This window comes from Periweissella beninensis, from assembly GCF_016908275.1.
Taxonomy (GTDB): domain Bacteria; phylum Bacillota; class Bacilli; order Lactobacillales; family Lactobacillaceae; genus Periweissella; species Periweissella beninensis.
In genome coordinates this window covers 1-16,603 of record NZ_JAFBDN010000010.1, presented here as the reverse complement: position 1 = coordinate 16,603, position 16,603 = coordinate 1, and the positions used below count along the sequence as shown (strand labels likewise).

Below are 16,603 nucleotides of genomic sequence, written 5' to 3'. Positions count from 1 at the left end.
GTTAACTGATTATTTGAAGCGATAGGTAATACGACCTTTGGTGAGGTCATATGGTGACATTTCAACAGTCACCTTGTCTCCAGGTAAAATTCGAATGAAGTTCTTCCGAATTTTACCAGAAACGTGCGCTAGAATAACATGCCCATTTTCAAGTTCAACTTTAAACATGGCATTAGGCAAAGTTTCTCTAACGACACCTTCGATTTCAATTACATCACTGGCCACGCACTTATCCTCCTTTGGTCGATCTTAATCAAATTATTTAATAATAACCTAGTTTTTAAGCTTAACCTTAGCAATTTTATCATAAATTATCGACGACAACAAATGATATCCTTACAACCAGATTTTGAGCGAGCCAAAATTACAATGATTTTAAAATTTCACGTGTATCCTGATAAACTACCTCAATATCACGTGCTCCATCGACTGTATGTAGTAAGTTCTTACTTGCATAAAAATCAATCAACGGAGTATTCATTTTAATATTAACATCTAGCCGATTATTAATCGTTTCAAGTGTATCATCAGCTCGTCCACGAGCAAGTAAACGATCAACTAACAACTTAGCATCAACATCAAAGTTGATAACTGCTGATAGTGGTTTATCTAACTCCGCTAACATTTTATCTAATGCTTGTGCTTGGACAAGCGTTCGTGGAAAACCATCTAACATGAACCCATCTTTTGTGTCTGGTTGTGCAAGGCGGTCTTTCACAATCCCAACTGTCACATCATCAGGAACTAATTCACCCTTATCGATGAATTGCTTTGCAGCGATTCCCATTTCAGTTTCATTTGCCATTGCTTCACGGAAGATATCACCTGTTGAGATATGAGGAATTTTAAATTCTTCAATAATCTTATCCGCTTGCGTACCTTTACCTGCACCAGGTAAACCCATAAGAACTAAATTCAATGCCATGATTTACTCTCCTTCTCTGATGAAACCAACGTATTGCCGTTTCATCATTAAACCGTCTAATTGTCGAATCAATTCAATCGCAACACCCACAACGATTAATAAACTAGTACCACCTAATCCAATTGATTCATTTAAATTCCAAACATTAGTTGCAACTAGTGGTAGTAATGCAATAAACCCTAGAAATAGTGAACCGACCACAGATAATCTGATTAACAATCCTGAAACCCATTTTTGCGTTTCTTTACCAGGCCAGATACCAACGATATATGCCCCTTGCTTTTGCAAGTTTTCTGAAAGTTTTTCAGGATTAACTTGAACAAATGCGTAAAAGAATGTAAATAAGATAATCAATGCCGTATAAAGAATTGATCCTGTGACAGTTTGCATACTAAATACGTCTTGTAACGTTTTAAACCATGCTTCATTACCATGACTACTTTGAAACAACATCAAAATAGTTTGTGGGGTTGAAATGAATGATGAAGCAAAAATTACGGGAATAACACCAGATACATTAACCTTCAACGGCAAGTAAGCTGAATCACCTGATCCCGTTGAACGTCTTGTATATTGCATTGGTATCTTACGAATTGCTTGTTGAACCCAAGTAACAAAGATAACCACAACAATCACTGCAACAAGTAAAACTAAAATAAATAGCCATCCTTGCCATCTTTCAGAACTAGTTGTTTGCAACACTTCGTCCTTATAAATCTGGTATGCACCAGAAGGTAAGCGCGCAATAATCCCAGCAAAAATTAACATTGAAACGCCGTTTCCAAGGCCTCGCTCAGTAATCATTTCACCAAGCCAAGTAGCAAGCATTGTACCAGCAGTTAACAAAACAGCAATCATAATATACGTTTGAACATTTGGTGTTGAGACAAGTCCCATTGAGCTCAATGTATTAAATCCAGCCGTTACACCAATTGATTGGAAAAACGCAAACACGATAGTTAACCATCGTGTTGCTTGATTGAGTTTACGGCGCCCAACTTCACCTTGTTTTGACCATTCCACAAAGCGTGGCACAATGTCCATTTGGAGTAATTGAACCACGATTTGTGCAGTAACATAAGGCGAAACACCCATTGCAAACAATGAGTAATTTGTTAAGCCACCACCACTGAAAATATTCAACATGCTAACCAAGCCCGAATTTGCAACGTTTTGCATCGCATGGGCATTGATACCCGGAACGGTGATATAGGCACCAATCCGGTAAATAATCAAAATACCTAGTGTGAAGAGCATCTTGTTCCGGATGTCTTTGACTTTAAAGGCATTAATGATTGTTGTTAGCATTAGAGTACCTCTACAGATCCACCAGCAGCTTCAATAGCTACAACGGCTGAACTAGAGAACTTGTTTGCTTTAACAGTCAACTTCTTAGTCAATTCGCCGTTACCTAGCACTTTGATTCCAGCTTTTTCGTTTTTTACGATTCCAGCTTCAACCAATAATGCAGGTGTTACCTCTGCACCGTCTTCGAACTTATTCAAAGCATCAAGGTTAACGATTGCGTATTCTTTACGGTTAATGTTAGTAAAACCGCGCTTAGGAATACGACGGTATAGAGGCATTTGGCCCCCTTCAAAACCTACACGAACTTTGCCACGAGCTTTTTGACCCTTTTGACCACGTCCAGCGGTTTTACCGTTACCAGAAGAAGTACCACGACCAACACGGTTACGTGTTTGACGTGAACCTTCAGCAGGTTTTAATTCGTTCAACTTCATTAGGTAGGCACCTCCTTAAATTTTTAGTTATTTACAATTAATTTTATTTTCTTATTACTTAACTTCTTCAACAGAAACTAAGTGCGCAATTAAGAATACAGCACCACGCGTTGCTTCATTATTAGGCTTAACAACAGAACTGTTAATACGGTTTAAACCGAGTGCTTTAACAATTGCACGTTGTTTAGGAGAACGGTGAGCAGCACTCTTAACAAGAGTGATTTTTACATCTTTAGCCATTTCGCTTTCCTCCTAATTATTTAGCAAGGTGTTCCAAAGAAACACCACGAGAAGCTGCTACTTCTTCAGCTCTCTTAAGTGACTTCAAGGCTTCGAAAGTTGCGCGAACAACGTTTACGGGAGTGCTTGAACCAAGAGATTTTGAAGTAACGTCGGCAACACCGGCAAGTTCCATAACGGCACGCACGGCACCACCAGCAGCAACCCCAGAACCTTCAACGGCTGGTTTAAGCATAATGCGGCCACCACCCCAGATTCCTAATGCTTCGTGAGGAATAGTAGTAGCAACTGTAGGAACTTCCATCAAGTTACGCTTTGCATCTTCAATCGCTTTACGGATCGCTTCAGGAACTTCCTGCGCTTTACCTGTACCAAAGCCAACGTGTCCATCTTTATCACCCACAACAACAAGTGCTGCGAAACGAAGGCGACGACCACCCTTAACAACTTTGGTAACACGATTAATAGCAACAACGTTTTCTTCGAGTTCACCAAGAGTTTTTGGATCAATATATGCCATTTTTTTATTCCTCCTTTCCTTAGAACTTAAGACCGTTTTCACGGGCAGCTTCAGCTAAAACTTGGACACGACCATGGTATAAGTATCCACCACGATCAAAGACAACATCTTCAATTCCAGCTGCAACTGCGCGCTTAGCAACTTGTTCACCGACAAACTGAGCCTTTTCAGACTTAGTTGTACCGGTAACATCTTTTTCAAGTGTTGAGGCACTTGCTAACGTCACACCCGCTACGTCATCAATTACTTGCGCGTAGATGTTTGAGTTAGAACGGTAAATGTTCAAGCGTGGGCGTTCAGCAGTACCAGAGATTTTAGCGCGAACGCGGCCGTGGCGACGTTGGCGAGTTTTGTTCTTATCTGGTTTTGATATCATTTTGTAGTAACCTCTTCTATAATCTAGCGAAAGATATACTGAGTAAAGACAAGCTAAACAGCTTACTTACCAGTCTTACCTTCCTTACGACGAACATATTCATCCACATAACGGATCCCTTTACCTTTATAAGGTTCAGGTGCACGAACTGAGCGGATTTCAGCGGCTAAATCACCGACATTTTGCTTTGAAATACCAGAAATAATCACAGTAGTTGTGTCTGGAGTTTCAATTTTTAATCCTGCTGGAGTTTCGAATTCAACTGGGTGTGAGTAACCCACGTTCAATACGAGTTTAGTACCTTGCATTTGGGCACGGTAACCAACCCCAACTAGTTTTAAAGTCTTAGCGAAACCTTCGTTAACACCTTCAATCATGTTAGCAAAAATTGCACGAGTAGTACCATGAAGAGCTTTCATCCGACTATCATCTGATGGACGAGTGAATGAAACTTCACTACCTTCAACGTTCATTGCAATGTTTTCGTTAAGAGAGCGGCTTAATTCACCTTTTGGTCCTTTAACAGTTACATTAAAACCATCTTGCTTAACTTCAACCCCTGCTGGGATTGCAACAGTCTTATTACCAATACGACTCACGAGTAGGTACCTCCTTCTTTTAAATTTTTTATATTACCAAACGTAAGCGAGTACTTCGCCACCAATTTTCTTGGCACGAGCATCTTTATCAGTTACAACACCTTCTGATGTTGAAATGATTGCAATTCCTAAACCATTTAAAACTTTAGGAACAGCATCTGATTTAACGTATGAGCGTAAACCTGGTTTTGAAATACGCTTTAAACCAGTGATAACGCGTTGCTTATCAGCACCATACTTAAGAAATACACGGATGATACCTTGTTTATCATCTTCAATGTATTCAACGTCGCGAACGAAACCTTCATTTTTCAAGATTTCGGCAATGTCCTTTTTGATCTTTGATGCAGGTACTTCAACAACTTCATGTTTTACCATGTTGGCGTTACGAATACGAGTCAAAAAATCTGCGATTGGGTCAGTCATAGACATCGAAGTTTACCCTCCTTCTATATAATAATCTTTTCTTTAATTAATTTAATTTTACCAAGAAGCTTTTTTCATACCAGGAATTTGTCCCTTGTGAGCTAAGTCACGTAGGCAAATACGGCATAAACGGAATTTACGGTAAACACTGTGTGGACGTCCGCAACGTTCGCAACGAGTGTATTCTTGAACCGCAAACTTAGCTGGACGCTTGTTCTTGGCTACCATTGATTTCTTTGCCATTTTATTATCTCCTCAATTACTTAGCGAAAGGCATTCCCAATTGAGCAAGCATTTCACGTGATTCTTCATCAGTGTTTGCTGTAGTAACGATAACGATATCTAAACCGCGTACCCGATTAACGTTATCGAAATCAATTTCAGGGAAGATCAATTGTTCACGTACCCCAAGTGTATAGTTACCACGGCCATCAAACGCTTTGTTTGATACCCCACGGAAGTCACGCACACGAGGAAGTGAAACTGAAACTAACTTGTCTAAGAAGTCATACATACGTTCACCACGTAGTGTAACCTTAGCACCAATAGCCATTCCTTCACGTAAACGGAAGCCGGCAATTGATTTCTTAGCACGTGTTACTAATGGTTTTTGACCTGAGATCAATTCCAATTCAGCAACAGCTTCATCCAAGTTCTTAGAGTTTGATACTGCATCACCGACACCCATGTTAAGAACGATTTTATCAATCTTAGGAGCTTGCATTGATGAAGTATAGTTAAACTTTTCAATTAATGAAGGTTGAACTTCATTAACATATTTTTCTTTTAAACGATTAGCCATGAAAATGATTTCCTCCTTTCAAAAAATTTATTATTAATCTAGTACATTACCAGATTTTTTTGCAAAACGTACTTTCTTGCCATCTTCTTCCTTAAAGCCAACACGAGTTGGTTCGTTAGTAGAAGGGTCAAGCAACATTACGTTTGATACATGAATTGGTGCTTCAACATCAATGATACCGCCTTGTGGGTATGCATTGCTTGGTTTTTGGTGCTTTTTAACGATGTTGATACCTTCAACAACAACACGGTTTGCATCAGCATTGATCTTTACAATCACGCCTTCTTTACCCTTGTCCTTGCCTGCGATAATACGAACTTTATCACCAGTCTTAACAAACATTTTGTAGCGCACCTCCTTTTTTTAATGATGGTTTTTATAGAACTTCTGGTGCGAGAGAAACGATACGCATGTAGTCATTTTCACGCAATTCACGGGCAACAGGTCCAAAGATACGAGTACCTACTGGGCTCTTGTCTTCCTTTACAATAACAGCGGCATTTTCATCAAATTTGATGTATGAGCCATCTGCACGGTGTACACCTGAAACTGTACGAACAATAACGGCTTTAACAACGTCACCCTTCTTTACAGTACCACCAGGAATAGCTTGTTTAACAGTTGCAACGATCATGTCACCAATATTGGCAAACTTACGACCTGAACCACCAAGCACCTTGATAGTCAAAATTTCACGTGCACCTGAGTTATCAGCAACTCGTAAACGACTTTCTTGTTGGATCACAGCTTGTGTCCTCCTTCCATACAAAGATTAGAATACGAAATATAAATTATATATATTTAGATAATCACAGCTTCTTCAACAATTTCAACTAAGCGGAAGCGTTTAGTGGCAGACAATGGACGAGTTTCCATAATCTTTACGATATCGCCAGTCTTTGCTTGGTTGTTTTCATCGTGAGCTTTGTACTTTTTAGTGTACTTAACGCGCTTACCATAGATTGGGTGGTTTTTGTATGTTTCAATGGCAACAGTAATTGTTTTATCCATTTTATCTGAAACCACGCGTCCTTGATAAACTTTACGTGCGTTACGATCTTCACTCATGTTTTTTGGCCTCCTTTTTCGTATTCTACTTGTTCAATTCTTGTTGACGAAGGACCGTCTTAATACGCGCAATGTTCTTACGAACTTGAGCTAAACGGGCAGTGTTTTCAAGTTGGCCTGTTGCCAATTGGAAACGCAAGTTAAAAAGTTCTTCTTTATAACTCTTTTCCTTTGCTACCAATTCTGCAGCGGTTAAATCTTTAATTTCACTTACTTTCATTCTATTCACCCTCCACTTCGCGGGTTAAAACTTTGGTTTTAACTGGCAACTTGTGTGAAGCGAGACGTAAGGCTTCGCGAGCGATTTCTTCAGAAACACCGCCAACTTCAAACATAACCTTACCACGCTTAACTGGGGCAACCCATCCTTCAGGAGCACCTTTACCGTTACCCATCCGGACACCAACACCCTTAGATGTGTATGATTTGTGAGGGAAGATCTTGATCCAAACCTTACCACCACGCTTCATATAACGAGTCATGGCAATACGAGCTGCTTCAATTTGACGGTTAGTAACCCAACTTGAAGTTGTAGCTTGCAATCCGAAGTCACCAAAAGCGACAGTTTTACCACCCTTGGCTTCACCACGCATGTGACCACGGTGTTCACGACGGAATTTTACACGTTTTGGTACAAGCATCTTATTTCCCTCCTTTGTTTTTAGTAGGGAGAACTTCACCACGGTAAATCCAAGTCTTGATACCTAACTTACCATATGTAGTAGCAGCCTCATCCCATGAATAATCAATATCTGCACGTAAAGTGTGCAATGGCACAGTACCTTCAGTATATTGTTCAATACGAGCAATATCAGCACCGTTTAAACGACCTGCAACTTGTGTCTTAATTCCCTTAGCGCCGGCACGCATAGCACGTTGAATTGCACCACGCATTGCACGACGGAAAGCAACCCGACGTTCCAAGTCAGAAGCGATTTGTTGTCCAACTAAGTGGGCATCTAAATCTGGCTTCTTGATTTCAACAATATTAATGTGTACTCGCTTACCAGTCAAGTTATTTAAAGCTTGACGTAGAGTTTCAACTTCTGAACCACCTTTACCAATAACCATTCCTGGTTTGGCGGTGTGGATTGAAATGTTTACACGCTTTGCAGCACGTTCAATTTCAATACGTGAGACAGAAGCATCAGCGAGCTTTTGTTCGATAAACTTACGAATCCGCAAATCTTCATGTAAGTAGTTGGCAAAATCTTGGTTATTTGCGTACCACTTAGCATCCCAATCACGGATAACACCGACACGGAAACCGGTTGGGTTAATCTTTTGACCCATTGTGCTAATACCTCCCTACTTTTCTGATACCACGATTGTGATGTGGCTAGTACGTTTGTTAATTGGTGATGCAGAACCCTTCGCACGTGGACGGAACCGTTTTAAAGTAGCACCTTCATTTGCGAATGCTTCTGATACATATAAGTCTTCTTGATCTAATGAGAAGTTGTTTTCTGCATTAGCAACTGCTGATTTCAACACTTTGTAGACATCTTCTGATGCACCACGTGGTGAGAATTTCAAAATTGCAAATGCTTCCGCAACACTCTTGCCGCGAACAAGGTCGAGCACTAGGCGGACCTTACGAGCTGCGACACGTACAGTTTTGGCAGTTGCCTTTGCTGATGTGATTTGTTCAGCCATGTTGATTGTCCTCCTTTAATTACTTACGACCTGTTTTTTTATCGTCACCGGCGTGACCTTTAAATGTCCGAGTTGGAACAAATTCACCTAATTTGTGACCAACCATGTCTTCTTGAACAAAGACTGGGACGTGCTTGCGACCATCGTATACTGCGATGGTAAATCCAATAAAGCTTGGGAAAATTGTTGAACGACGTGACCAAGTTTTGATTACTGATTTTTTCTCAGAATCGACTTGAGCTTCAATCTTCTTCAATAAATGAGCATCGGCGAATGGTCCCTTTTTAAGACTACGAGCCATCGTATGTCCTCCTCTTCTGGTTTTTACTTTTATTTAACAATTAGCCAATGATGTGCTAATTATTTACCTTTACGACCACGAACAATAAGCTTGCTTGAGCGAGCCTTAACATTTCGAGTCTTCTTACCGGCAGTTTTCTTACCCCATGGAGACATTGGTGATGGACGACCAACAGGCGCCTTACCTTCACCACCACCATGTGGGTGATCGTTAGGGTTCATTACAGATCCACGAACGTGTGGACGTTGACCCTTCCAACGGTTACGACCAGCTTTACCCCAGTTGATCAATGAATGTTCTGCATTACCAACTTCACCAATTGTGGCACGGTTAGTAGCAAGGACCATTCTAACTTCACCTGAAGCAAGACGTAAAAGTACGTATTTACCTTCTTTACCAAGTAATTGAGCTGATGTTCCAGCTGAACGAGCCAATTGGCCACCCTTACCTGGTTTTAATTCAATATTGTGTACCAATGTACCTTCAGGAATGTTAGCTAATGGTAAAGTATTACCTACCTTAATATCAGCATCAACTCCTGATTCGATTGTCATTCCAACTTTAAGACCTTTTGGGGCCAAGATGTATGATTTAACACCATCTTCATAAACAACTAAAGCGATGTTAGCAGTACGGTTTGGATCATATTCAATTGCTTTAACTGTAGCTTTAACTTCATCTTTAATACGTTTGAAGTCAATGATACGGTAAGCACGTTTGTGTCCACCACCACGGTGACGAACAGTCATATGACCGTAAGCATTACGACCACCTGATTTTGATTGTGATTCCAACAAGCTTTTTTCTGGTTTAGTTTTTGTAATTTCGCTAAAGTCAGAAGTGGTCATGTTACGACGACCGTTGGTTGTTGGTTTGTACTTAATAATAGCCACTATCGATTCCTCCTATAATAGATTTTATTCTTCAGTGAATAATTGAATTTCTTTTGAATCTGCAGAAAGAGTAACGATAGCCTTCTTACGTTTCTTAGTGTAACCTGAGAAACGACCTTGACGCTTTAATTTACCCTTAACATTTGCTACGTTGATTTTAGCGACTTTAACTTCGAAGATTTCTTCGATAGCAGCCTTAACTTGCGTTTTAGTGGCGCGAGTGTCAACGTCAAACGTATAACGCTTGTTATCTAAACCAGCCATAGATGCTTCTGTGATAACTGGGCGTAAAATGATGTCGCGTGCATCCATTATGCAAGCACCTCCTCAACTTGAGTGAGTGCTGATTGAACGATGATCAACTTATCGTTGTTAACTACGTCCAAGACGTTAACACCTTTAGCAGTCATAACAGTTACGTTAGTAAGGTTACGAGCTGATAAAGCTGCGTTTACGTTTTCATCGTCAAGCACTACAAGTGTTTTTTCGTTTACATTCAAGTTGTTTAAAACAGCTTTGAATGCTTGTGTCTTTGGTGTGTCAAAGCTTAAAGCATCAACAACAACCAATTTGTCGTCCATTACCTTTTGAGAGAGGACTGACTTCATTGCCAAACGGTAAACCTTCTTTGGCAATTTGTAAGCGTATGAACGGGGGGTAGGTCCGAAGACAATACCACCGCCACGCCATTGTGGTGAACGGATTGAACCTTGGCGGGCACGACCAGTACCCTTTTGACGCCATGGCTTCTTACCACCACCACGAACCGCTGAACGGTTCTTGACGGCGTGTGTTCCTTGACGGAGTGAAGCACGTTGCATAAGAACTGCATCGACAACAGTGTTGTTGTTTGGTTCGATACCGAATACGGCTTCGTTCAATTCAACTTCACCAGCTTTTGAACCGTCTTGCTTGAATAAAGCTACTTTTGTCATTAACTATTTCCTCCTCTCTGAATTACTTGCTCTTTACTGAGCTTTTAATAGTTACTAGTGACTTGTTAGCACCTGGGACATTACCTTTGATTAAGATAACGTTGTTTTCAACATCAGTGCGGACAATTGTCAAGTTTTGTACAGTTCGTTTGTTGTTACCCATCCGACCTGGTAAAAGCTTGCCCTTGAACACACGGTTGATAATGGCACCAAGTGAACCAGGACGACGGTGGTAACGAGAACCGTGAGCCATAGGACCGCGAGATTGGCCATCCTTTTTAATGTTACCTTGGTAACCATGACCCTTCGTAATTCCAGTTACATCAACTGCTTCGCCTGCTTCAAAGATATCAACCTTGATTTCATCTCCAACATTGAATTCCCCTTCTGCGCCGCGAATTTCACGAATGAAGCGCTTAGGGGCCGTGTTTGCTTTCGCTACGTGACCTTGTTCAGGTTTGTTTGAAAGAACAGCGCGCTTATCTTGGTAACCAAGTTGAATTGCTTCATAGCCATCGTTTTCCATAGTTTTAACTTGGAGAACAACGTTTGAAGTTGCTTCAACAACAGTTACAGGGATAAGTTCGCCATTTTCAGTGAAAACCTGAGTCATACCGACCTTACGGCCTAAGATTCCTTTGGTAGTCATGACTAACCTCCATGTTTTTTGTTAAAATTATTTTTTAAAGCTAAATCTATTGAAATTAAAGTTTAATTTCGATATCAACACCACTTGGTAATTCAAGCTTAGTCAATGCATCAACAGTTTTAGCAGTTGGGTTAACAATATCGATTAAACGCTTGTGAGTACGCATTTCGAATTGTTCACGTGAATCCTTGTGTTTGTGTGGTGAACGTAACACTGTGTACAATGTACGTTCTGTTGGCAATGGAATTGGTCCTGAAATTTCAGCACCTGTCCGTTTTGCAGTTTCCACAATCTTTTCAGCAGATTGATCAAGAATCCGGTGTTCGTAAGCTTTCAAGCGAATACGAATCTTTTTGTTTGCCATTTTTGTTTCCTCCTTCGTCTATTTTCTAATAAGACTAGCTCCGTGGGAGTTACCGACAGGTTTGAACCATGGCAACGTGGCCGCGTGTGTCGCAATCTTCCACATCGTAGCTGATTAAAATTATACAACATGACAGTATGCAATAACGCATACCATTGGCGTACTAAAATATAATACCTTATCTAGCACACAAATTCAAGCATTTTAATTAATTTTTTTATTCTTTTTTACGCTATTTATCGTTATAATATTGGTAATTCTTTATTATTTCGGAGGAACCCTTATATGCCCAAAGCTTTATTAATTATCGATTATACAAATGACTTTGTTGCCTTAAATGGTGCCTTATCTGCAAAAGAACCTGCAATTGCATTAGAAAACACCATTGTTACGTTAGCTGACAAATTTTTAAATAACAATGACTATGTTATTTTGCCTACTGACTTACATTCTCCAAATGACACTTTTAATCCAGAAAATAAATTATTCCCCGCCCATAATTTACCACAAACGTGGGGTCGCACGCTTTTTGGTAAATTAGATCCGTGGTTTCAAAACAATCAAACTAGCAATCATGTTTGGCAATTTGCTAAAAACCGCTACAGTAGTTTTACCAACACTAATCTTGATAATTATTTACGTGAGCGCCAAATCACTGAAATTCATTTAGTTGGTGTGGTAACTGATATTTGTGTTTTACATACTGCAATTGATGCTTACAATCTTAATTATAAGGTAACTATTTACGAAAACGGTGTAGCCTCATTTGATACTGCTGGACATGCTTGGGCCTTAAACCACTTTAAAACTGTACTTGGTTTCAATGTTGTTAACTCAGATTAAGTATTCAATTTACTAATCGTAAAATAAAATAGCTAGGATAATTGTCACCATCGTAATAATCATCCTAGCTATTTTACTATTTCTTCTATTATATATGTCTTTTTTAAATTAACGATTAGTCATTTTAAATTCTAAAAATAGATCATTATACTCTTGCGTTTTCTTTTGCCCTAAATCTTGATAGACTTGTAATTTTGATAACGTCTTAGCTGATGGATAGAACTGTTGATCCGTTCTAATCGATTTCGGTAATAATTGCTTTGCCTTAGCATTTGGTGTCGCATAACCGATATATTCAGCATTTTGCTTTGCGTTTTCTGGTTGGTTGATAAAATTAATAAACTGATAGGCGGCTGCAATATGTTTCGCTGTTTTTGGAATAACTAGGTTATCAAACCATTCATTTGACCCCTTAGTTGGGACTATATAATGTAGATGTTTATTTTGCGCAATCATTTCTGCTGCTTCACCTGAATAAGTTACTGCAATCGGTGCTTCTTCTTGTACCATATACATTTTAATTTCATCTGCAACAATTGCCTTAACATTTGGCATTAATGCATCTAATTTCCCCTTAGCAGCTTGCAAGTCAGCGCTACTTTTATCATTTAATGAATTGCCCTGTGATATTAGTGATAAGCCCAAGATATCACGCGCACTATCAATCAACATGATTTTGTCGCGATATTTACTATTCCACAGATCATTCCACTGACTAATTTCATGTCGTTTAACATATTTATCATTATAAACAATTCCTAGCGTCCCCCAAAAATAAGGGATTGAGTATTTATTATGCCGATCAAATGCCAAATTCAAAAATCTTTTATCAATATATTTTAGCGTAGTTATCTTACTTTTATGAATCGGTAATAACAAATTCTCTTTTTTCATTTTTTGAATCATATAATCTGATGGTACTGTTAAATCATAACTAGTGCCGCCTTGCTTAATTTTAGTAACCATCGCTTCATTACTATCAAAGGTTTCATAATTAACCTTAATACCTGTTTGCTTTTCAAACTTTGTAATAAGTGCGGGATCAATATAGTCTCCCCAATTATATAAATTTAAAACTTTGTTACCATTAGTACCGGTTTCCGCATTTTGTGCCCTTTCAAAATGTATTGACCCTACCCAAAGCAAACTCGTTGCCAATATGATTGCTAACGCCGCATAAATTAATTTCTTCATGCACTCAACTTACCTTTCTTAGCCTTACGTCCACTATTATAACTATCAATCATGAAATAACCGACTACTAATATTAGCGAAATCAAAAACATTAATGTTGATAACGCATTAATTTCCAAACTAACACCTTGGCGCGCTCGTGAATAAATTTCAACGGATAACGTCGAAAAGCCATTGCCTGTAACAAAAAAAGTGACCGCAAAATCATCTAACGAATAAGTAAACGCCATAAAAAAGCCCGCAAAAATACCTGAAGTAATGTATGGCAAAACCACTCTTGTTAAAACTTGCCATGAATTAGCGCCTAAATCCTGTGCTGCGTCTAATAACGAATAATTCATTTCATTCAACTTGGGAAGAACCATTAAGACAACGATTGGAATTGAAAAAGCAATATGACTCATTAAAACCGACCCAAATCCTAACCCAATTCCTAGCATGGTAAAAAAGATCAAAAAGCTGGCACCAATGATAACATCCGGTGAAACCATTAAAACATTATTTAACGACAAAATAACATTGCGCATTACTCTGTTTTTTGTACCATAGATGCCAATCGCTCCCAAAGTCCCAATTATTGTAGCAATTAGCGATGATAATAATGCAACAATAAACGTATTAAAAACAATTTCCATCATCCGCGCATCATTAAATAACTGCCGATAATGTCGCAATGAAAAGCCCGCAAAATCATGCATATACTTCCCTGCATTAAATGAATAAAAAATTAAATAAAATATTGGAGCATATAATAAGATAAACACTACTATTAAGTAGATGGTTGGCCAAAAGCGTGTTTTATTAATATTCATTAATATTTATTTCCACCTTTCTTACGTTCCCGTGTTACGAACATCGTAATAATCATCGCAATAATCAAGACTACCCCAATCGTCGAACCCATCCCCCAGTTTTGTGTAACCAAAAAATGTTCCTCAATCGCTGTCCCTAACGTAATTACTCGATTACCACCTATTAAACGTGTAATCATAAATAATGATAATGATGGGATAAACACTGCTTGAATTCCGGCTCTTATTCCATCAGCTGAAAGGGGTAAGATAACATGCCGCAACGTCTGCCACTTAGATGCACCTAAATCATAACTGGCATTAATTAATGAATTGTCAATTTCAGCTAACGCATTAAAAATCGGCAAAATCATGAATGGTATTTCAATATACGCTGCTACAAGCAAGAAACTTGCATTTGAAAATAATAACTGTTGTGGGGCAAAACCCATAAACTGCAAAAAACTGTTAATTGAACCATTATGACCTAAAATACCAATAAAGGCGTATGTTTTTAATAATAAATTAATCCACGTAGGTAAAATAATTAGTAACAACCATAAATCTTTATGGCGTAATGTGTTCAAAAATAATGCTGTTGGAAAACTAATAACTAGCGTAATTACCGTTATTAAGAAGGCATACCATACCGAATTAAACATCATTCTTAAGTAGGTGCCTGAACCAAAAAATATTTGATAATTAGCTAATGTTGCTTGCCCATCAATTGACATAAATGATTGTAATAACATCAAGATAATTGGAGCACCTACAAATAAAACTAACCACAAAGTATACGGTATAAAATAAAATAATTTTTTATTCATCCATTTCACCTACCTCTTCATAATTATCCAGCCGTGCATCAAAATCATCTTCTGATTCATTAAAGCGCATAATATGAATATCTTCTGGATCAAACGTCAATCCTTGCCGTGTATTAATTTGTGCTGAATTAGTCGCTTGAATTCGCCATTCGTTTCCGTTATCATCATGAGCACTTATTTCATAGTAATCGCCTCTAAATAATTGGGCATCAATCGTAACCACTAACTTGCCATTTTCTGGTGTTGTTAAATCAAGATCTTCCGGCCGTAACACAACGTCAACTTGCTCATTAGGGCGCATACCAGCATCAACGTTTTCAAATGTACTGCCCGCAAACGAAACTAGATAGTCTTCTAGCATGACTCCATTAACAATATTACTTTCACCAATAAATTCCGCTACAAAGCGATTAATTGGTTCATCATAAATATCAACTGGTGTCCCATTTTGCAAAATTTTGCCTTCATTCATTACAAAGATCCAATCAGACATCGCTAACGCTTCTTCTTGATCGTGCGTCACAAAAATAAATGTAATTCCTAAATTCTTTTGTAATTCACGTAATTCATATTGCATTTCTTTTCGTAATTTGTAATCCAAAGCTGACAGTGGTTCATCAAGTAATAAAATTTCTGGATCATTAGCCAACGCGCGGGCAATCGCTACTCGTTGTTGCTGACCGCCTGATAATTCATCAATATTTCGATTTTCATAACCAGCTAACCGAACCATTGCTAATAGTTGCGTTACTTTAGTCTTGATTTTCGCCTTACTAGTACCTTTTAAATTCATTCCAAATGCCACATTTTCAAATACATTCATATTAGGAAACAACGCATAATTTTGAAAAACAGTATTAACACGCCGCTTATTGGCCGGCACATCATTAATTCGTTTTCCTTCAAATAATATATCTCCCGAAGTTGCACTTGAAAATCCGGCAACTAATCTTAAAATTGTGGTCTTTCCACTTCCTGAAGGGCCTAATAACGTATAAAATTTACCAGCCTCAATTTCTAAATCAACCCCTTTTAAGACCTGCGTTTCACCGTAACTCTTAACAACATTTTTAAACTCAATAATTGGTTGCTTCATTCCGCTTCATTCCTTTTCATATATAGTTAAAGTATTTTGGGTTCTAACATGAACAGTAAGAATATTGTATAAAAAAGCATTCATAATTGCAAAGAAAAAAGTAGCTAAGAAACTAATTCAAAAAACATTTTATTAAAATAAGTATGTTTTAAATACTTAGCGTCGTCGGTGACCAAACTCAACTACATGTATAAGCTCACTTATCAACCACAAAAAAAGTTCTAGGTTTTTACCTAGAACTTTTTTAATAGCTTTATTTAATGGGTCTACACTTTTTGGTACTGATAGACATGACGTCGTCATGTTAATCGGTATCTTTTTTTCTTGCATTTTGTAAAAAAAGGTGTAAAAAAAGA

Annotated in this window: 29 protein-coding genes; 1 reads left to right on the top strand and 28 read right to left on the bottom strand. The window is 38.4% G+C overall.

Annotation, left to right across the window (positions count from 1 at the left end; all coding sequences use genetic code 11):
* Positions 1-9 precede the first annotated feature (9 nt).
* The 24 genes from infA to rpsJ all read right to left on the bottom strand — a co-directional run bounded on the left by infA (position 10) and on the right by rpsJ (position 11,496).
* Entirely contained in the window at positions 10-225 is a 216-nt protein-coding gene (infA, locus tag JOC59_RS05265; RefSeq protein WP_133363087.1) for a translation initiation factor IF-1, read from the bottom strand.
* A gap of 139 nt (positions 226-364) precedes the next feature.
* The gene (locus JOC59_RS05260; RefSeq protein ID WP_205143753.1) at positions 365-925 is read right to left on the bottom strand and encodes an adenylate kinase; all 561 of its coding nucleotides are present in this window, start codon (positions 923-925) and stop codon (positions 365-367) included.
* A gap of 3 nt (positions 926-928) precedes the next feature.
* On the bottom strand, positions 929-2,233 hold the full coding sequence (gene secY, locus JOC59_RS05255; RefSeq protein ID WP_205143752.1) for a preprotein translocase subunit SecY: 1,305 nt from the start codon (positions 2,231-2,233) through the stop codon (positions 929-931).
* Positions 2,233-2,667, bottom strand: coding sequence for a 50S ribosomal protein L15 (gene rplO, locus JOC59_RS05250; RefSeq protein WP_205143751.1), 435 nt, complete (start codon positions 2,665-2,667; stop codon positions 2,233-2,235). Before rplO ends, secY begins: the two co-directional genes overlap by 1 nt.
* A 54-nt stretch (positions 2,668-2,721) precedes the next feature.
* The gene (gene rpmD, locus JOC59_RS05245; RefSeq protein WP_205143750.1) at positions 2,722-2,907 is read right to left on the bottom strand and encodes a 50S ribosomal protein L30; all 186 of its coding nucleotides are present in this window, start codon (positions 2,905-2,907) and stop codon (positions 2,722-2,724) included.
* 16 nt (positions 2,908-2,923) lie between these two features.
* Positions 2,924-3,427, bottom strand: coding sequence for a 30S ribosomal protein S5 (rpsE, locus tag JOC59_RS05240; protein ID WP_205143749.1), 504 nt, complete (start codon positions 3,425-3,427; stop codon positions 2,924-2,926).
* Between the two features lie 19 nt (positions 3,428-3,446).
* Positions 3,447-3,803 (bottom strand): 50S ribosomal protein L18, encoded by a 357-nt coding sequence (gene rplR, locus JOC59_RS05235; protein WP_205143748.1) that lies wholly within the window; start codon positions 3,801-3,803, stop codon positions 3,447-3,449.
* 62 nt (positions 3,804-3,865) lie between these two features.
* Positions 3,866-4,402: a 50S ribosomal protein L6 gene (gene rplF / locus JOC59_RS05230; protein ID WP_205143747.1), complete on the bottom strand. Its 537-nt coding sequence runs from the start codon at positions 4,400-4,402 to the stop codon at positions 3,866-3,868.
* Between the two features lie 33 nt (positions 4,403-4,435).
* On the bottom strand, positions 4,436-4,834 hold the full coding sequence (gene rpsH / locus JOC59_RS05225) for a 30S ribosomal protein S8 (protein ID WP_205143746.1): 399 nt from the start codon (positions 4,832-4,834) through the stop codon (positions 4,436-4,438).
* 51 nt (positions 4,835-4,885) lie between these two features.
* Positions 4,886-5,071: a type Z 30S ribosomal protein S14 gene (locus JOC59_RS05220; protein WP_205143745.1), complete on the bottom strand. Its 186-nt coding sequence runs from the start codon at positions 5,069-5,071 to the stop codon at positions 4,886-4,888.
* 16 nt (positions 5,072-5,087) lie between these two features.
* A complete protein-coding gene (rplE, locus tag JOC59_RS05215) occupies positions 5,088-5,630 on the bottom strand; it encodes a 50S ribosomal protein L5 (RefSeq protein ID WP_205143744.1) in 543 nt (180 codons plus the stop codon).
* A 33-nt stretch (positions 5,631-5,663) separates the two neighbouring features.
* Complete coding sequence (rplX, locus tag JOC59_RS05210; protein WP_205143788.1) at positions 5,664-5,972, bottom strand: 50S ribosomal protein L24; 309 nt, start codon at positions 5,970-5,972, stop codon at positions 5,664-5,666.
* A gap of 34 nt (positions 5,973-6,006) precedes the next feature.
* Positions 6,007-6,375, bottom strand: a complete 369-nt coding sequence (rplN, locus tag JOC59_RS05205) for a 50S ribosomal protein L14 (RefSeq protein WP_205143743.1) — start codon at positions 6,373-6,375, stop codon at positions 6,007-6,009.
* Between the two features lie 56 nt (positions 6,376-6,431).
* On the bottom strand, positions 6,432-6,698 hold the full coding sequence (gene rpsQ, locus JOC59_RS05200) for a 30S ribosomal protein S17 (protein WP_205143742.1): 267 nt from the start codon (positions 6,696-6,698) through the stop codon (positions 6,432-6,434).
* 25 nt (positions 6,699-6,723) lie between these two features.
* Entirely contained in the window at positions 6,724-6,918 is a 195-nt protein-coding gene (gene rpmC / locus JOC59_RS05195) for a 50S ribosomal protein L29 (RefSeq protein WP_205143741.1), read from the bottom strand.
* A 1-nt stretch (position 6,919) separates the two neighbouring features.
* The gene (rplP, locus tag JOC59_RS05190) at positions 6,920-7,339 is read right to left on the bottom strand and encodes a 50S ribosomal protein L16 (RefSeq protein ID WP_205143740.1); all 420 of its coding nucleotides are present in this window, start codon (positions 7,337-7,339) and stop codon (positions 6,920-6,922) included.
* 1 nt (position 7,340) lies between these two features.
* Complete coding sequence (rpsC, locus tag JOC59_RS05185) at positions 7,341-7,991, bottom strand: 30S ribosomal protein S3 (RefSeq protein ID WP_205143739.1); 651 nt, start codon at positions 7,989-7,991, stop codon at positions 7,341-7,343.
* A gap of 15 nt (positions 7,992-8,006) precedes the next feature.
* The gene (gene rplV / locus JOC59_RS05180; RefSeq protein ID WP_205143738.1) at positions 8,007-8,354 is read right to left on the bottom strand and encodes a 50S ribosomal protein L22; all 348 of its coding nucleotides are present in this window, start codon (positions 8,352-8,354) and stop codon (positions 8,007-8,009) included.
* Positions 8,355-8,373: 19 nt separating this feature from the next.
* The gene (gene rpsS, locus JOC59_RS05175; RefSeq protein ID WP_205143737.1) at positions 8,374-8,655 is read right to left on the bottom strand and encodes a 30S ribosomal protein S19; all 282 of its coding nucleotides are present in this window, start codon (positions 8,653-8,655) and stop codon (positions 8,374-8,376) included.
* Positions 8,656-8,714: 59 nt separating this feature from the next.
* Positions 8,715-9,548, bottom strand: coding sequence for a 50S ribosomal protein L2 (gene rplB / locus JOC59_RS05170; protein WP_205143736.1), 834 nt, complete (start codon positions 9,546-9,548; stop codon positions 8,715-8,717).
* A gap of 24 nt (positions 9,549-9,572) precedes the next feature.
* Positions 9,573-9,860: a 50S ribosomal protein L23 gene (gene rplW, locus JOC59_RS05165; RefSeq protein WP_205143735.1), complete on the bottom strand. Its 288-nt coding sequence runs from the start codon at positions 9,858-9,860 to the stop codon at positions 9,573-9,575.
* The gene (gene rplD / locus JOC59_RS05160; protein WP_205143734.1) at positions 9,860-10,483 is read right to left on the bottom strand and encodes a 50S ribosomal protein L4; all 624 of its coding nucleotides are present in this window, start codon (positions 10,481-10,483) and stop codon (positions 9,860-9,862) included. Before rplD ends, rplW begins: the two co-directional genes overlap by 1 nt.
* A gap of 22 nt (positions 10,484-10,505) precedes the next feature.
* On the bottom strand, positions 10,506-11,132 hold the full coding sequence (gene rplC / locus JOC59_RS05155) for a 50S ribosomal protein L3 (protein WP_205143733.1): 627 nt from the start codon (positions 11,130-11,132) through the stop codon (positions 10,506-10,508).
* Positions 11,133-11,187: 55 nt separating this feature from the next.
* Positions 11,188-11,496 (bottom strand): 30S ribosomal protein S10, encoded by a 309-nt coding sequence (gene rpsJ, locus JOC59_RS05150; protein WP_133363110.1) that lies wholly within the window; start codon positions 11,494-11,496, stop codon positions 11,188-11,190.
* Between the two features lie 285 nt (positions 11,497-11,781).
* Between rpsJ and JOC59_RS05145 the strand changes: the two genes are divergently transcribed.
* Positions 11,782-12,339: a cysteine hydrolase family protein gene (locus JOC59_RS05145; protein ID WP_205143732.1), complete on the top strand. Its 558-nt coding sequence runs from the start codon at positions 11,782-11,784 to the stop codon at positions 12,337-12,339.
* A gap of 108 nt (positions 12,340-12,447) precedes the next feature.
* Here JOC59_RS05145 and JOC59_RS05140 read toward each other — a convergent pair whose 3' ends face one another.
* Genes JOC59_RS05140 through JOC59_RS05125 form a run of 4 tightly spaced genes read right to left on the bottom strand, consistent with a single transcriptional unit; the run spans position 12,448 to position 16,247 of the window.
* The gene (locus JOC59_RS05140) at positions 12,448-13,533 is read right to left on the bottom strand and encodes an ABC transporter substrate-binding protein (protein ID WP_205143731.1); all 1,086 of its coding nucleotides are present in this window, start codon (positions 13,531-13,533) and stop codon (positions 12,448-12,450) included.
* On the bottom strand, positions 13,530-14,345 hold the full coding sequence (locus JOC59_RS05135) for an ABC transporter permease (protein ID WP_205143730.1): 816 nt from the start codon (positions 14,343-14,345) through the stop codon (positions 13,530-13,532). Before JOC59_RS05135 ends, JOC59_RS05140 begins: the two co-directional genes overlap by 4 nt.
* A complete protein-coding gene (locus tag JOC59_RS05130; RefSeq protein ID WP_205143729.1) occupies positions 14,345-15,151 on the bottom strand; it encodes an ABC transporter permease in 807 nt (268 codons plus the stop codon). The genes JOC59_RS05135 and JOC59_RS05130 overlap by 1 nt, the downstream gene beginning before the upstream one ends.
* Complete coding sequence (locus tag JOC59_RS05125) at positions 15,144-16,247, bottom strand: ABC transporter ATP-binding protein (protein ID WP_205143728.1); 1,104 nt, start codon at positions 16,245-16,247, stop codon at positions 15,144-15,146. Before JOC59_RS05125 ends, JOC59_RS05130 begins: the two co-directional genes overlap by 8 nt.
* Positions 16,248-16,603: the final 356 nt, after the last annotated feature.

Coding starts and splice junctions, on each gene's coding strand:
- JOC59_RS05260 (WP_205143753.1), bottom strand. CDS start 925: ATGGCATTGAATTTAGTTCTTATGGGTTTACCTGGTGCAGGTAAAGGT.
- secY (WP_205143752.1), bottom strand. CDS start 2,233: ATGCTAACAACAATCATTAATGCCTTTAAAGTCAAAGACATCCGGAAC.
- rplO (WP_205143751.1), bottom strand. CDS start 2,667: ATGAAGTTGAACGAATTAAAACCTGCTGAAGGTTCACGTCAAACACGT.
- rpmD (WP_205143750.1), bottom strand. CDS start 2,907: ATGGCTAAAGATGTAAAAATCACTCTTGTTAAGAGTGCTGCTCACCGT.
- rpsE (WP_205143749.1), bottom strand. CDS start 3,427: ATGGCATATATTGATCCAAAAACTCTTGGTGAACTCGAAGAAAACGTT.
- rplR (WP_205143748.1), bottom strand. CDS start 3,803: ATGATATCAAAACCAGATAAGAACAAAACTCGCCAACGTCGCCACGGC.
- rpsH (WP_205143746.1), bottom strand. CDS start 4,834: ATGTCTATGACTGACCCAATCGCAGATTTTTTGACTCGTATTCGTAAC.
- JOC59_RS05220 (WP_205143745.1), bottom strand. CDS start 5,071: ATGGCAAAGAAATCAATGGTAGCCAAGAACAAGCGTCCAGCTAAGTTT.
- rplE (WP_205143744.1), bottom strand. CDS start 5,630: ATGGCTAATCGTTTAAAAGAAAAATATGTTAATGAAGTTCAACCTTCA.
- rplX (WP_205143788.1), bottom strand. CDS start 5,972: ATGTTTGTTAAGACTGGTGATAAAGTTCGTATTATCGCAGGCAAGGAC.
- rpsQ (WP_205143742.1), bottom strand. CDS start 6,698: ATGAGTGAAGATCGTAACGCACGTAAAGTTTATCAAGGACGCGTGGTT.
- rpmC (WP_205143741.1), bottom strand. CDS start 6,918: ATGAAAGTAAGTGAAATTAAAGATTTAACCGCTGCAGAATTGGTAGCA.
- rplP (WP_205143740.1), bottom strand. CDS start 7,339: ATGCTTGTACCAAAACGTGTAAAATTCCGTCGTGAACACCGTGGTCAC.
- rpsC (WP_205143739.1), bottom strand. CDS start 7,991: ATGGGTCAAAAGATTAACCCAACCGGTTTCCGTGTCGGTGTTATCCGT.
- rplV (WP_205143738.1), bottom strand. CDS start 8,354: ATGGCTGAACAAATCACATCAGCAAAGGCAACTGCCAAAACTGTACGT.
- rpsS (WP_205143737.1), bottom strand. CDS start 8,655: ATGGCTCGTAGTCTTAAAAAGGGACCATTCGCCGATGCTCATTTATTG.
- rplW (WP_205143735.1), bottom strand. CDS start 9,860: ATGGATGCACGCGACATCATTTTACGCCCAGTTATCACAGAAGCATCT.
- rplD (WP_205143734.1), bottom strand. CDS start 10,483: ATGACAAAAGTAGCTTTATTCAAGCAAGACGGTTCAAAAGCTGGTGAA.
- rplC (WP_205143733.1), bottom strand. CDS start 11,132: ATGACTACCAAAGGAATCTTAGGCCGTAAGGTCGGTATGACTCAGGTT.
- rpsJ (WP_133363110.1), bottom strand. CDS start 11,496: ATGGCAAACAAAAAGATTCGTATTCGCTTGAAAGCTTACGAACACCGG.
- JOC59_RS05145 (WP_205143732.1), top strand. CDS start 11,782: ATGCCCAAAGCTTTATTAATTATCGATTATACAAATGACTTTGTTGCC.
- JOC59_RS05140 (WP_205143731.1), bottom strand. CDS start 13,533: ATGAAGAAATTAATTTATGCGGCGTTAGCAATCATATTGGCAACGAGT.
- JOC59_RS05135 (WP_205143730.1), bottom strand. CDS start 14,345: ATGAATATTAATAAAACACGCTTTTGGCCAACCATCTACTTAATAGTA.
- JOC59_RS05130 (WP_205143729.1), bottom strand. CDS start 15,151: ATGAATAAAAAATTATTTTATTTTATACCGTATACTTTGTGGTTAGTT.
- JOC59_RS05125 (WP_205143728.1), bottom strand. CDS start 16,247: ATGAAGCAACCAATTATTGAGTTTAAAAATGTTGTTAAGAGTTACGGT.